This window comes from Streptomyces sp. SID1328 (genome assembly GCF_009865595.1).
GTDB lineage: Bacteria > Actinomycetota > Actinomycetes > Streptomycetales > Streptomycetaceae > Streptomyces > Streptomyces griseoluteus.
This window is the reverse complement of record NZ_WWKH01000594.1, coordinates 1-13,236: the sequence shown is the minus strand read 5'-3', so window position 1 is coordinate 13,236 and position 13,236 is coordinate 1. Positions and strand designations below refer to the sequence as shown.

Genomic DNA, 13,236 nt, shown 5'->3' with positions numbered 1-13,236 from the left:
CGGCGGAGCGGGCCGGGCGCGGCCGGGGCAGCGGCACCGTCATGGCGACCAGCAGTCCGAGCGCGAGCGCGGCCAGCGCGATGACGGCGACACCGATGCCCGAACTGGTCTGGGACAGGGCCAGCATGGCGACGGTGGAGAGGATCACGGTGCAGGAACCGTAGACGAGCTGTGCGACGGTCGGACGAGGCATGGCAATCGTGTCCTCGGAAGACGGGGTAGGGGGTGTGCGGGGGCGCCGTTTCGGCTCTATTCGCGTGCATGCCCGAGTCCTGTGCCAGGTAAGCCCCGCCTCACCCCAGGGGGCGGTGCACAGGGGGCGCACGGAGTCATGACCCACGCGAACTGGGGTGATGCGCGCGCCCGTTCTGCCGTAGCACGTGTTCGTAAAGCGGACACCAACTCCGCATAGTGCACTTGTCCTGCTCAAGTCAAGGTCTGTCTTTTCTGGAGAACCTCTAGTCAAATTACGGCACTTGACTACACGCGTTGATCGTGCGCGCACGGAATCTTCCAAGGTCCGGAACCCTCCTGCCGTGCGCGCGGCGCGGGGGAGGATCTCAAGTGACCAGCAGACCCTGGACGTTCAGAGCCGCAGCGATAGGCGTGGCCCTCGCGGCGTCGTCCGCCACCTTCGCCACGTTCGCCGTGGCCGAGGCCGGCACGATGGCCCGCCCGGCGGCCGAGAACCGGCACGACCCGGCCCCGGCCGGACAGCGGGAGCACGACCTCGACGGCCCGCTGAGCAAGACCCAGGAGGCTCAGCGCCAGGAGGCCCTGAACCAGCTCATCGCCGGCAAGGCCACGGCGAAGGAGCGCAACGGCTCCAAGGTCGTCCAGCTCAAGAGCAAGAAGGGCGACAGCAAGTACGTCGAGCTGAGCCGGGAGAAGACCGACAAGATCTTCACCATCCTGGTGGAGTTCGGGGACCAGACGGACCCCAAGTTCGGCGGCACCCCCGGCCCGCTGCACAACAAGATCGCCGCGCCGGACCGCACGAAGGACAACTCCACGGCCTGGCAGGCGGACTACAACCAGCAGCACTACCAGGACCTCTACTTCGGCACCGGTGCCAAGACCGAGTCCCTGAAGAAGTACTACGAGAAGCAGTCCTCGGGCCGCTACTCGGTCGAGGGCGAGGTCTCGGACTGGGTCAAGGTGCCCTACAACGAGGCCCGTTACGGCAACAACGCCTGCGGCCAGACCAACTGCACCAGCGTCTGGAACGTGGTCAGCGACGGTCTGAAGTCCTGGGTCGCCGGTCAGAAGGCGGCCGGCAAGACGGACGCCGCCATCAAGGCCGACCTGGCCCAGTACGACCAGTGGGACCGCTACGACTACGACGGCGACGGCGACTTCAACGAGCCGGACGGCTACGTCGACCACTTCCAGATCGTGCACGCCGGTGAGGACGAGTCCGCGGGCGGCGGCGCCGAGGGCGAGAACGCCATCTGGGCGCACCGCTGGTACGCGTTCGGCACGGACGCGGGCGCGACCGGCCCGGCCGGCAACAAGCTCGGCGGCGCTCCGGTGGGCGACACGGGTATCTGGGTCGGCGACTACACCATCCAGCCGGAGAACGGCGGACTCGGCGTCTTCGCCCACGAGTACGGCCACGACCTCGGCCTGCCGGACGAGTACGACACCGCCGGCGGCGACAACTCCACCGGTTTCTGGACCCTGATGTCCTCCGGTTCCTGGCTCGGCACCGGCAAGGACTCCATCGGAGACCTGCCCGGCGACATGAACGCGTGGGACAAGCTCCAGCTCGGCTGGCTGACCTACGACACCGCCAAGGCGGGCGTCTCCTCCTGGCACAAGCTCGGTCTCGCGGAGTACAACACCAAGTACCGCCAGGCCCTGTTGGTCACGCTGCCGGACAAGGCGGTCAAGACCGAGATCGTCACCCCGGCCCAGGGCGCGACCCAGTGGTGGAGCGGCAGCGGTGACAACCTCAAGAACACGCTGACCCGTTCGGTCGACCTGACCGGAAAGTCCAAGGCCACGCTGGGCCTGGACGGCTGGTACGACATCGAGGCCGGCTACGACTACCTCTACGCCGAGGTCTCCACGGACGGCGCCAACTGGACCGCCCTGGACGGCACGGTGGACGGGCAGCCGATCCCGCGCGACGGCTCCGACAAGCCCGCGCTGACCGGCACGGTGGACGGCTACAAGAAGCTGTCGTACTCGCTGGACGCCTACGCGGGCCAGAAGATCCAGCTCCGCTTCCGCTACCAGACCGACGGTGGCGTGGCGCTGAAGGGCTTCGCGGCCGACGAGATCACGGTCACCGCTGACGGTACGCCGCTGTTCTCCGACAACGCCGAGACGGCTGACGCCGCTTGGGCCGCGAGCGGGTTCTCCCGCATCGGCGCCTCCTTCACCAAGGACTACGCGCAGTACTACCTCGCGGAGAACCGCCAGTACGTGTCGTACGACAAGACGCTGAAGACCGGCCCGTACAACTTCGGCTTCACCGGCACCGACCGGCCCGACTGGGTGGAGCACTACCCGTACCAGGACGGCCTGTTGATCTGGAAGTGGGACACCTCCCAGGCGGACAACAACACCAACGCGGACGCGCACCCCGGTACCGGTCTGATCCTGCCGGTCGACGCCCACCCGAAGGCGCTGAAGTGGTCCGACGGGACGCTGCTGCGGAACCGGATGCAGGCGTACGACTCGCCGTTCTCGCTGGACCCGACGGACGGCATCACGCTGCACAAGGCGGGCAAGGCGACGAAGATCAAGGCGCAGAACGGGGTGTCGGTCTTCAACGACCGCACCAACACGTACTGGGACCCGTCGAACCCCACCGGTGGTGTGAAGGTCACTGACACCAACACCAAGATCAAGATCAAGAAGCAGGCGGAGGACGGCTCCACGATCGAGCTGGAAGTCGGCCCCGCAGCGAAGTAAGCGACATCTTCGCAGGTCAGAGACGTATCGGCGGTGACCCCCTGGCGGGTCGCCGCCGATCGTGTTTAGGTGCGTCCTGTGGATCGCTTATTGACACCTGACTGAACGGGGATGTGACCGCATGGCCGCAGGAGGATTCTGCAAGCTGCCCGGTGGGACGGTCGTGGTAGCGGTGAACCTGCCGCACGGCGCCGCCGGGGTACGGGTTCTCGTCCATGCGGGGAATCGTGCGCGGGCCCTGACCCGGCTGCGGAATCTCGGCCTGTGGTCCGTGTTCCTGCGCGGCAACACCGCCCCGCCCACCCCGGACGAGGTGACCGCCGTCCTCCACCACCCCGACGGCCTCATATGGCGCACGGCGCCGACCGAGGGCACGGGGCTGTGGCGGCCCATCCGGGCGCTGCGATCCTCGGTGGTTCAGCGATAGCGTCTGCCGGATGGATCAGGGGGATGCCGCTCGGCGGGTGAGGCTGGTGCGGGAGGCGCTTGTGCTGGTGGCCGCCTCTGCCGAGGAGCAGCGGGAGTGGGTGCTGCGGGTCGGCGTGGGGACCGATGAGATCGCGCTCATGTTCGACGACGTCTGGCGGCTCGGGGAGGGGCTCGTGCCCGGCCTGCGGGCCATCGACGAGATCTTCGAGGAGATGTCCGACGACCGCACGGTGGACCACTGGAGCGTGGCGGCTCTCGCCGAGGACGAGGGGTGGGAGCGGGCCCGTGTGCTCGCCCGAGAGATTCTCGGCCGTTAGCGGTGTGCGGGCACGGCGGGCCCCCGGGCTGGACTACGCGTTGACCACCGGCTTGCCGGTCAGTTGGACGCCCGCCTCCCGGAGGGACTCCAGCGCCTTGTCCGTTGTCTGCCGGGCCACCCCTGCCGTCAGGTCCAGCAGGACATGCGTGCGGAATCCCTCGGCGGCCGCGTCCAGCGCGGTGGCCCGTACGCAGTGGTCCGTGGCGATGCCGACCACGTCGACCTCTTCCACCTCCCGCACCCGGAGCCAGTCCGCGAGGGACTGCCCGTTCTCGTCCGTGCCCTCGAAGCCGCTGTACGCGGCGGAGTACGCACCCTTGTCGAAGACCGCGTCGACCGCGCCGGAGGCGACCGCCGGGGCGAAGTTGGGGTGGAAGCCCACGCCCTCCGTGCCCGCGACGCAGTGCGCGGGCCAGGAGTGGACGTAGTCCGGGTTGTCCGCGAAGTGACCGCCCGGCGCGATGTGGTGATCGCGGGTGGCCACCACGTGCCGGTACCCGGACCCGGCCGCCTGACCGATCAGCTCGGTGATCGCGGCGGCCACATCCGCACCGCCGGCCACCGCGAGACTGCCCCCTTCGCAGAAGTCGTTCTGCACGTCTACGACGATCAAGGCGCGGCGCATGGTGGTGTCCTTCGAGTGGGGTCCAAGGAATCGAGCCTAGAGACTTCCGGCCTCCCGCACTAGCTACCCGAGGGCAGGTGCAGGTACTCCGTCGGAATGACGGGCTCCCCGCGCGAGAGCTGCGTCGCGGACAGCGGAAGGTTGCCCCGCGCCGCGATGTGCCGCTCGCGCGCCGCGTCCAGCGGCTCGCGGGCGACGACCTCGCCCCCCTTGACCAGCTCCACCAGCAACTGCCGGTCGGCCAGCTCCTCCGGCACCGCCCCGGTGCCCACGACCTCGGCCTCCGCGACGCCGTACTTGTCCAGCCGCCGCGCCGCCCACTTGCGGCCGCCGATGGAGGTCTTCCCGCCGCTGGACTTCTTCGCCACCGGCACCAGCTCGGCGGCGGGATCGGCGGACTCGGCACGGGCGACCAGCTTGTAGACCATCGAGCAGGTCGGATGCCCGGAGCCGGTGACCAGCTGCGTGCCCACCCCGTACGCGTCCACCGGCGCCGCCGCCAGCGAGGCGATGGCGTACTCGTCCAGGTCGGAGGTGACCACGATCCGGGTCTTCGTCGCGCCGAGCTCGTCGAGCTGCTGCCGCACCCGGTGCGCGACCAGCAGCAGGTCGCCGGAGTCGATCCGTACCGCGCCCAGGCCGGGACCGGCCACCTCCACCGCCGTACGGACGGCCTCCTCGACGTCGTAGGTGTCCACCAGCAGGGTGGTGTCCGGGCCGAGCGCGTCGACCTGGGCGCGGAAGGCGTCCCGCTCCTGGTCGTGCAGCAGGGTGAAGGCGTGCGCGGAGGTGCCCACGGTCGGGATGCCGTACCGGAAGCCCGCCGCGAGGTCGGAGGTGGTGGAGAAACCGCCCACGTAGGCGGCGCGCGCCGCGGCGACGGCGGCCAGCTCGTGGGTGCGGCGGGCGCCCATCTCGATCAGCGGCCGCCCGCCCGCGGCGGAGGACATCCGGGAGGCGGCGGCCGCGATGGCCGAGTCGTGGTTGAGGATGGAGAGGATCACCGTCTCCAGCAGCACGCACTCCGCGAAGCTGCCCTCGACCCGCAGCAGCGGCGAGCCGGGGAAGTACACCTCGCCCTCCGGGTAGCCCCAGATGTCGCCCTGGAAGCGGTAGTCCGCGAGCCACTTCAGGGTCGGCTCGTCGACGATCCCCCGCTCGCCCAGGAAGGCGAGCATCCGCGCGTCGAAGCGGAAGTTCGTCACCGCGTCCAGCACCCGGCCGGTGCCCGCGACCACGCCGTAGCGGCGGCCGTGCGGCAGGCGGCGGGTGAAGACCTCGAACACGCTGCGCCGCTCGGCCGTCCCGGCCTTCAGGGCGGCTTGCAGCATGGTCAGCTCGTACTGGTCCGTGAAGAGCGCCGTCGACGGGACTTCGACCGGCAGCCCAAGGTCCGCTGTGTTCATGACGATGAAGCGTACTCCCATTTCGTCAGTGTGACGATTTCTGGGGTGCGTGGCAGCATGGCTGTTGTGACGTCACCCGCGCCCGTAGAGATCGAACGCACCGAATCGGCGGAGGAGACCTTCGCCGTACCCGAGCCGGACGTCCCCTGGATCACGATCGTCCACAATGATCCGGTCAACCTCATGAGTTACGTGACCTACGTCTTCCAGACGTACTTCGGCTACTCGAAGGACAAGGCCACCGAGCTCATGCTCGACGTCCACCACAAGGGCCGGGCGGTCGTCTCCAGCGGGAGCCGCGAGGAGATGGAGCGCGACGTGCAGGCGATGCACGGCTACGGACTGTGGGCCACCCTCCAGCAGGACCGGAAGTAAACCGACACACATGCCCGGACACTTCGAACCGCTCCCCGGCGGCGGCGCGACCGTCGCCCTCGACGACGTCGAGATCTCCATCATCCGCTCGCTGGCCGTCCAGCTCCTGGAGCTGATCGGACCCGGCCCCGCCGAGGACGCCGGCGGCGACCCGCTCGCCGAGCTGTTCGCCGAGGGCCCCAGCGAGCCGCCGGCCGACCCGGTGCTGCGCCGGCTGTTCCCGGACGCCTACACCGACCCGGAGCAGGAGCCGGCCGACCTGGCCGAGGCCGAGGAGCGGCGCGCGCACTCCGCCGAGTTCCGCCGCTACACCGAGAACGACCTCCGGGCCGGCAAGCGGGAGAACGCGCTCGCGGTCATCCGCACCCTGGACCAGCTCGCGTCCTCGGCCGAGGGGGGCGAGGCGGTGCTCAAGCTGTCGCCCGAGCGGTCCCGGCAGTGGCTCTCCGCGCTGAACGACCTGCGCCTGGCCATAGGCTCCCGGCTGGAGATCTCCGACGAGGAGGACACGGACCCGCTGTACCGCCTCCCGGACCAGGACCCGCGCAAGCCCATGGTGCTGGCCTACCTCTGGCTCGGCGGCCTCCAGGAGACCCTCGTCTCGACGCTGATGCCGTAAGCGTCTCTTACGCGTTCGCTCAGAGGACGCTCAACTCCGGATAACGATCGCGTTACCGTTGCGGCCGCTTTTGACGCATTTGGGCGTACTTTGTCCGGTTCTTCCTGTGTGGTGCGCCACAGGGCCCCCCTTTGCTCAATATTGCGGCCGTGATAAATCTTCACGACCGCCCGGCGGACACCACCCATGTCCGGCCGGGTGCGCCACCGAGCCGGCGACCGCCGGCCAGGCACGAGCGGGTCGATGACCTGCTCACTCCATCAGTTCCGGGGGGATCGAGACCCGATCCGAGGCCGAGTGAAGGCCGCGGGTCGGCATGGAGAAAGGCGCACCACCATGGCCTCTGAGAAGGTCACCGAAGCCCCTGAAGAGGGTTACGAGCGAGGGCTCGGCAGCCGGCAGGTCCAGATGATCGCCATTGGTGGCGCCGTCGGAGTCGGTCTGTTCCTGGGAGCCGGGGCGAACATCGCCAAGGCCGGTCCCAGCCTCATCCTCATGTACGCCCTCGCGGGCGTGATCATCTTCTTCATCATGCGAGCCCTGGGCGAGCTGCTGCTCTACCGCCCGGTGTCGGGCTCGTTCGCCGAGTACTCGCGTGAATTCCTCGGCGACTTCTTCGGTTACTTCACCGGCTGGACGTACTGGCTGATGTGGGTCGTGACCGGCATGGCCGAGCTGACGGCCGCCGCCATCTATGTCAACTACTGGTTCCCGGCCGTCCCACGGTGGGTCACGGCGCTGGTCTTCCTGGTGGTCCTGTTCGGCGTCAACCTGATCTCCGTGAAGCTCTTCGGTGAGCTGGAGTTCTGGTTCTCGATGGTCAAGGTCACCGCCCTGATCGGCATGATCGTCATCGGCCTCGGCGTGCTGACCTTCGGCTTCAGCGCCGCCGGCGACACCGCCTCGGTGGCCAACCTGTACCAGTTCGACGGCTTCTTCCCCAAGGGCATCGGCTCCTCGCTGATGACCCTCCAGGGCGTCATGTTCGCCTACCTCGCGGTCGAGCTGGTCGGCGTCACCGCCGGCGAGTCCGAGGACCCGGAGAAGACGCTGCCCAAGGCGATCAACACCCTGCCCTGGCGCATCGCCCTCTTCTACGTCGGTGCCCTCACCGTCATCCTCTGCGTGGTCAAGTGGACGGAGTTCGCGCCGGGCGTCAGCCCGTTCGTGAAGGCGTTCGCGGTGATCGGCATCCCGGCCGGCGCGGGCATCGTGAACTTCGTCGTCCTCACCGCCGCCCTGTCCTCCTGCAACTCCGGCATGTACTCCACGGGCCGCATGCTGCGCACCCTGGCGGACAACGGCGAGGCCCCGCGCGTCTTCGCCAAGCTGTCCTCCACCAAGACCCCGGCGCTCGGCATCACCGTCTCGGTGCTGTTCATGGGCATCGGCGTGGTGCTGAACTACGTGGTCCCGGAGAAGGCGTTCGGCTACGTCACCTCCGTCGCCACCGCCGCGGGCATCTGGACCTGGCTGATGATCCTGATCAGCCATGTGCTCTACCGCCGCGCGGTCGTCGCGGGCAAGCTGCCCGCCTCGTCCTTCCCGGCGCCGGGCGGCTCGGTCTGCTCGTACATCGCCATCGCCTTCCTGCTCTTCGTCACCGGCCTGATCGCGTACGATGCCGACTCCCGCGTCTGCCTGTACGTGATGGCCGTCTGGGCCGTCGCGCTCGGCATCGGCTGGAAGGTCATGAAGTCCCGCACGCCGCAGAGCGGCGAGCGTGACGAGCCGGCGCTGGAGAAGGTGGGCTAGACCCGCCAGGGGACCATCCAGGACGCCTGGCCGTCGGGAGTACTCGTGGCACCCCCGGCGGCCGCCGCTCAAGGCGTCCGCCATGCGGGCCGTCCCGTACCGCACTGCGGTACGGGACGGCCCGTCCCCCTATCCTGGCCCGCATGCTGACCATCACCCAGGACCTGTACGACCGGATCGTCGCCCACGCCCGCGAGGACCACCCCGACGAGGCGTGCGGTGTGGTGGCCGGGCCGGAGGGCACCGGGCGCCCCGAGCGGTTCATCCCGATGCTGAACGCCGCCCGCTCGCCCACGTTCTACGAGTTCGACTCCCAGGACCTGCTGAAGCTCTACCGGGAGATGGACGACCGCGACGAGGAGCCGGTGGTCATCTACCACTCCCACACCGCCACCGAGGCGTACCCGTCCCGGACCGACATCGGCTACGCGAACGAACCCGGCGCGCACTACGTCCTGGTCTCCACGGCGGACGCCGACGGCCTCGGCGACTTCCAGTTCCGCTCGTTCCGCATCCTGGACGGAGCGGTCTCCGAGGAGGAGGTCAAGGTCGTCGAGGCATACTGATCCCACTCCCCGGTCGCCTACCGTCCGCCATCCGGGACAGGATTCCGGTCGGTGGACCGGGAATCGATACGATGAGCCCATGGTTCTGACTGTGGTGCGCGCCTTCTGCTGACGTACCGAGCCGCAGCCCCGACGAACACCTTCGAACAGGAGCCCGCAACCATGGCCATCGAGGTCCGTATCCCGACCATCCTCCGCCAGTACACCGACGGCCAGAAGGCGGTCGAAGGCACCGGGGAGACCCTCGCCGACCTGTTCGCCGACCTCGAGACCCGGCACGCGGGCATCCAGGGGCGTGTGGTGGACGGCGGCCAGCTGCGCCGCTTCGTCAACGTGTACCTGAACGACGAGGACGTCCGCTTCGTCGACGGCATCGAGACCAAGCTGTCCGACGGCGACACCGTGACCATCCTGCCGGCCGTGGCCGGCGGCATGGTCTGATCGGCCGCCGCGCTCCGATGCGTTACGACTCCCCGCTGGCCGCGGTGGGCAACACCCCCCTGGTGCGCCTGCCGCGGCTCTCGCCGTCCCCCGACGTCCGGATCTGGGCCAAGCTGGAGGACCGCAATCCCACCGGCTCCGTCAAGGACCGGCCCGCCCTGCACATGATCGAGCAGGCGGAGAAGGACGGCCGGCTCACCCCCGGCTGCACCATCCTGGAGCCCACCTCGGGCAACACCGGTATCTCGCTCGCCATGGCCGCCAAGCTCAAGGGCTACCGCATGGTGTGCGTGATGCCGGAGAACACCTCCCGCGAGCGCCGTGACCTGCTCGGCATGTGGGGCGCGGAGATCATCCCGTCCCCGGCGGCCGGTGGCTCCAACACCGCCGTCCGGGTCGCCAAGGAGCTGGCCGCCGAGCACCCGGACTGGGTGATGCTCTACCAGTACGGGAACCCCGACAACGCGGGCGCCCACTACGCCGGCACCGGCCCCGAGATCCTGGCCGACCTGCCCTCCGTCACCCACTTCGTCGCCGGTCTCGGCACCACCGGCACCCTGATGGGCGTCGGCCGCTACCTGCGCGAGCAGAAGCCGGACGTGAAGATCGTCGCCGCCGAACCGCGCTACGACGACCTGGTGTACGGCCTGCGCAACCTCGACGAGGGCTTCGTGCCCGAGCTGTACGACGCCTCGGTGCTCACCACCCGGTTCTCCGTCGGTTCGGCGGACGCGGTGGCCCGTACCCGTGAGCTGCTCCAGCAGGAGGGCATCTTCGCGGGCGTCTCCACCGGCGCGGTGCTGCACGCGGCGCTCGGGGTGGGCCGCAAGGCGGTCAAGGCGGGGGAGAGCGCCGACATCGTCTTCGTCGTCGCCGACGGCGGCTGGAAGTACCTCTCCACCGGGGTCTACACCGCCGCCACCACCGAAGAGGCGGTCGAGACGCTGCACGGCCAGCTCTGGGCCTGACCCTCCTCCGGCCGCTCCCCGCAAGGCTTCTTCCGGTCAAACCCGGGAAGCTCACAAGACCGCGTCAGCCCCCTCCTATGAGGGGGCCAACCGCTTTCTATGGCGGGGCAAAGATTTCCGTGCGGTACTGCCGGGTCTCCGCACGCCGGGGCTACGTTCCTCCCGCGATCTGTCATGTCACGTTCATCGACATGCCGGGCGCCTGAGAGTGTCATGCCCATGACCGCGCTCTGCCGCCGCTACGCGCGTCACGTGCCTGCCAATCCAGTGCGAGAACCCCACTTCCCCCATGGAGGCAGTTTCCCCATGCGTGAGACACGCACCGGCGGGCGGAGACGGAGTCTGCCCAGACTCCTCGCCGTCGCCCTCCCCGCCCTCGCCCTCTCCGTCGCCGGATTCACCGCGGCCCCCACGGCCTCGGCCGGACCCGCCGCCCCGGCCACGTCCCCCGCCACCTCGCACGCCGCCCAGAACCACAAGGCGCTGACCGACCCGGACCGGCAGACCTTCCACCCCACGGGCAAGGCCGGCCAGAAGGTCCCCACCACCCATCTGTGCGCCACCGCCCACCCCGGCCAGGCCTCCTGCTTCGCCCAGCGCCGCACCGACATCAAGCAGCGGCTCGCCTCCGCGGTCGCCGCCGCCACCCCCTCCGGCCTCTCCCCGGCCAACCTGCACAGCGCCTACGGCCTGCCCTCCACCGGCGGTTCCGGCATGACGGTCGCCGTGGTCGACGCCTACAACGACCCCAACGCCGAGGCCGACCTGGGCACGTACCGCTCCACCTACGGCCTCTCCTCGTGCACCAAGGCCAACGGCTGCTTCAAGCAGGTCAGCCAGACCGGCTCCGCCACCTCGCTGCCCACCAACGACACGGGCTGGGCGGGTGAGGAGGCGCTGGACCTCGACATGGTCAGCGCGGTCTGCCCCAACTGCAAGATCATCCTGGTCGAGGCCAGCTCCGCCAACGACACCGACCTCGGCATCGCCGAGAACGAGGCCGTCTCCCTCGGCGCCAAGTTCGTCTCCAACAGCTGGGGCGGCTCCGAGGCGTCCGGCCAGACCACCGAGGACACCCAGTACTTCAAGCACCCGGGCGTCGCCATCACCGTCTCCGCCGGTGACTCCGCCTATGGCGCCGAGTACCCGGCGACCTCGCAGTACGTGACCGCCGTCGGCGGTACCGCGCTCACCACCGCGTCCAACTCCCGCGGCTGGAGCGAGTCCGTCTGGCACACCAGCGCCACCGAGGGCACCGGCTCCGGCTGCTCCGCCTACGACCCGAAGCCCGCCTGGCAGACCGACACCGGCTGCGCCAAGCGCATGGAGGCCGACGTCTCCGCCGTCGCCGACCCGGCCACCGGCGTCGCCGTCTACGACACCTACGGCGGCTCCGGCTGGGCGGTCTACGGCGGCACCAGCGCCTCCGCCCCGATCATCGCCGGCGTCTACGCCCTCGCGGGCACTCCGGGCGCCACGGACTACCCGGCGCAGTACCCCTACAGCCACACCGCGAACCTCAACGACGTGACCAGCGGCAGCAACGGCTCCTGCGCCACCTCGTACTTCTGCACCGCGCGCGCCGGGTACGACGGCCCGACCGGCTGGGGCACCCCCAACGGCACGGCCGCCTTCACCTCCGGCGGCTCCGGCGGGGGCGGCGGCACCTGCACCTCGGCGCAGTTGCTCGGCAACCCCGGCTTCGAGACCGGCAACACCACCTGGACCGCGAGCAGCGGGGTCATCAACACCGACAGCGGCGAGGCCGCGCACGCCGGTTCGTACAAGGCGTGGCTCGACGGCTACGGCTCCAGCCACACCGACACGCTCTCCCAGCCGGTGACGATCCCCGCCGGCTGCCGGGCCAGCTTCACCTTCTACCTGCACATCGACACCGCCGAGACGGGCAGCACCGCGTACGACAAGCTGACCGTGACCGCCGGTTCGACCACCCTGGCGACGTACTCCAACGTCAACGCCGCCTCCGGGTACGCGCAGAAGACCTTCGACCTGTCGTCCTTCGCGGGCCAGACGGTCACCGTGAAGTTCAGCGGCGTGGAGGACTCCTCCCAGCAGACCAGCTTCGTCGTGGACGACACCGCCGTCACCACGAGCTGAACCACACCAGCACCCCCGTCCCGCGCGCGGAAGCCGTCCGCGCGCGGGACACCCGCGGTGCCCGGGAGCCGATCGCGCCGGTGGTACGTCACATCACCAGCGGTGCCGAACGGCACCGGCCACGACGGAGAGGCGGACCCCATGCGCCGTACGACGTCCCGCGCCCTCGCGGCGACGGCCCTGCTCCTGCTGCTCGCGGGCTGCGGGGGCGAGTCCACGCCCTCGGCGTCGGCCAAGCCGTCCGCCGTTCCCTCGCGCTCGGGCGGCTGCGCGGACCAGGCGCGGCTGACCTCCTCCGCCGCCGGGAAGACCGTTTGCCTCAAGCGGGGCGGCGAGCTGCGGCTCACCCTGGACGGCACCAGGTCCCGCCCCTGGCAGCCGGTCAGGACGAGCGGCCACGCGCTGACCGCGATCAACGCCGGGCTCGTCCTCCAGCCGGGTGACGCCACCGCCGCCTACCGCGCCGTCGCCACCGGCACCGTCCAGCTGACCTCCAGCCGCCCGCTGTGCGCCCGGCCCACCACACCCGGCGGGGTCTCCTGCAAGGGCATCCAGGAGTTCCGCGTCACCGTGCGGATCAGCTAGCCACGGGGAGGGAACGCGGTCGCCGGGCGCTCGCCGGGAGGCGCCGGAAGGGCGGCGGACACGGCCGCGTCCCGCCGCCTAGGCCCTGTCTGACAATTCCCGTCTGCC

General features: G+C 69.8%; 14 protein-coding genes. 11 read left to right on the top strand and 3 right to left on the bottom strand.

The window, feature by feature from the left end:
• A partial coding sequence (locus GT030_RS19010) for a hypothetical protein (RefSeq protein ID WP_161202108.1) occupies positions 1-193 on the bottom strand: 193 nt, incomplete at its 3' end.
• A gap of 371 nt (positions 194-564) precedes the next feature.
• Between GT030_RS19010 and GT030_RS19005 the strand changes: the two genes are divergently transcribed.
• The 3 genes from GT030_RS19005 to GT030_RS18995 all read left to right on the top strand — a co-directional run bounded on the left by GT030_RS19005 (position 565) and on the right by GT030_RS18995 (position 3,668).
• Positions 565-2,922 carry an immune inhibitor A domain-containing protein gene (locus GT030_RS19005; RefSeq protein WP_161202107.1) on the top strand — a complete coding sequence of 786 codons (2,358 nt, stop codon included), beginning with the start codon at positions 565-567 and terminating at the stop codon, positions 2,920-2,922.
• 121 nt (positions 2,923-3,043) lie between these two features.
• The gene (locus GT030_RS19000; protein WP_161202106.1) at positions 3,044-3,349 is read left to right on the top strand and encodes a hypothetical protein; all 306 of its coding nucleotides are present in this window, start codon (positions 3,044-3,046) and stop codon (positions 3,347-3,349) included.
• A gap of 10 nt (positions 3,350-3,359) precedes the next feature.
• Positions 3,360-3,668, top strand: a complete 309-nt coding sequence (locus GT030_RS18995) for a hypothetical protein (protein WP_237522641.1) — start codon at positions 3,360-3,362, stop codon at positions 3,666-3,668.
• Positions 3,669-3,701: 33 nt separating this feature from the next.
• Here GT030_RS18995 and GT030_RS18990 read toward each other — a convergent pair whose 3' ends face one another.
• Together GT030_RS18990 and GT030_RS18985 are read right to left on the bottom strand one after the other, a co-directional pair.
• A complete protein-coding gene (locus tag GT030_RS18990) occupies positions 3,702-4,295 on the bottom strand; it encodes an isochorismatase family protein (protein WP_161202104.1) in 594 nt (197 codons plus the stop codon).
• A 59-nt stretch (positions 4,296-4,354) separates the two neighbouring features.
• On the bottom strand, positions 4,355-5,701 hold the full coding sequence (locus GT030_RS18985) for a nicotinate phosphoribosyltransferase (RefSeq protein WP_161202103.1): 1,347 nt from the start codon (positions 5,699-5,701) through the stop codon (positions 4,355-4,357).
• 57 nt (positions 5,702-5,758) lie between these two features.
• Between GT030_RS18985 and clpS the strand changes: the two genes are divergently transcribed.
• From clpS to GT030_RS18945, 8 genes are all read left to right on the top strand, one after another.
• Complete coding sequence (clpS, locus tag GT030_RS18980; RefSeq protein WP_031182609.1) at positions 5,759-6,076, top strand: ATP-dependent Clp protease adapter ClpS; 318 nt, start codon at positions 5,759-5,761, stop codon at positions 6,074-6,076.
• A 10-nt stretch (positions 6,077-6,086) separates the two neighbouring features.
• Positions 6,087-6,695: a DUF2017 domain-containing protein gene (locus tag GT030_RS18975; protein WP_161202102.1), complete on the top strand. Its 609-nt coding sequence runs from the start codon at positions 6,087-6,089 to the stop codon at positions 6,693-6,695.
• Positions 6,696-7,031: 336 nt separating this feature from the next.
• Positions 7,032-8,450: an amino acid permease gene (locus tag GT030_RS18970; RefSeq protein WP_161202101.1), complete on the top strand. Its 1,419-nt coding sequence runs from the start codon at positions 7,032-7,034 to the stop codon at positions 8,448-8,450.
• A 143-nt stretch (positions 8,451-8,593) separates the two neighbouring features.
• The gene (locus GT030_RS18965) at positions 8,594-9,016 is read left to right on the top strand and encodes a M67 family metallopeptidase (protein ID WP_161202100.1); all 423 of its coding nucleotides are present in this window, start codon (positions 8,594-8,596) and stop codon (positions 9,014-9,016) included.
• A 162-nt stretch (positions 9,017-9,178) separates the two neighbouring features.
• Complete coding sequence (locus tag GT030_RS18960) at positions 9,179-9,457, top strand: MoaD/ThiS family protein (RefSeq protein ID WP_086694342.1); 279 nt, start codon at positions 9,179-9,181, stop codon at positions 9,455-9,457.
• A gap of 17 nt (positions 9,458-9,474) precedes the next feature.
• The gene (locus GT030_RS18955) at positions 9,475-10,425 is read left to right on the top strand and encodes a cysteine synthase (RefSeq protein WP_086694343.1); all 951 of its coding nucleotides are present in this window, start codon (positions 9,475-9,477) and stop codon (positions 10,423-10,425) included.
• A 306-nt stretch (positions 10,426-10,731) separates the two neighbouring features.
• Positions 10,732-12,543 (top strand): S53 family peptidase, encoded by a 1,812-nt coding sequence (locus tag GT030_RS18950; RefSeq protein WP_161202099.1) that lies wholly within the window; start codon positions 10,732-10,734, stop codon positions 12,541-12,543.
• A gap of 141 nt (positions 12,544-12,684) precedes the next feature.
• Positions 12,685-13,128, top strand: coding sequence for a hypothetical protein (locus tag GT030_RS18945; protein WP_161202109.1), 444 nt, complete (start codon positions 12,685-12,687; stop codon positions 13,126-13,128).
• The last annotated feature ends 108 nt before the right edge of the window (positions 13,129-13,236 follow it).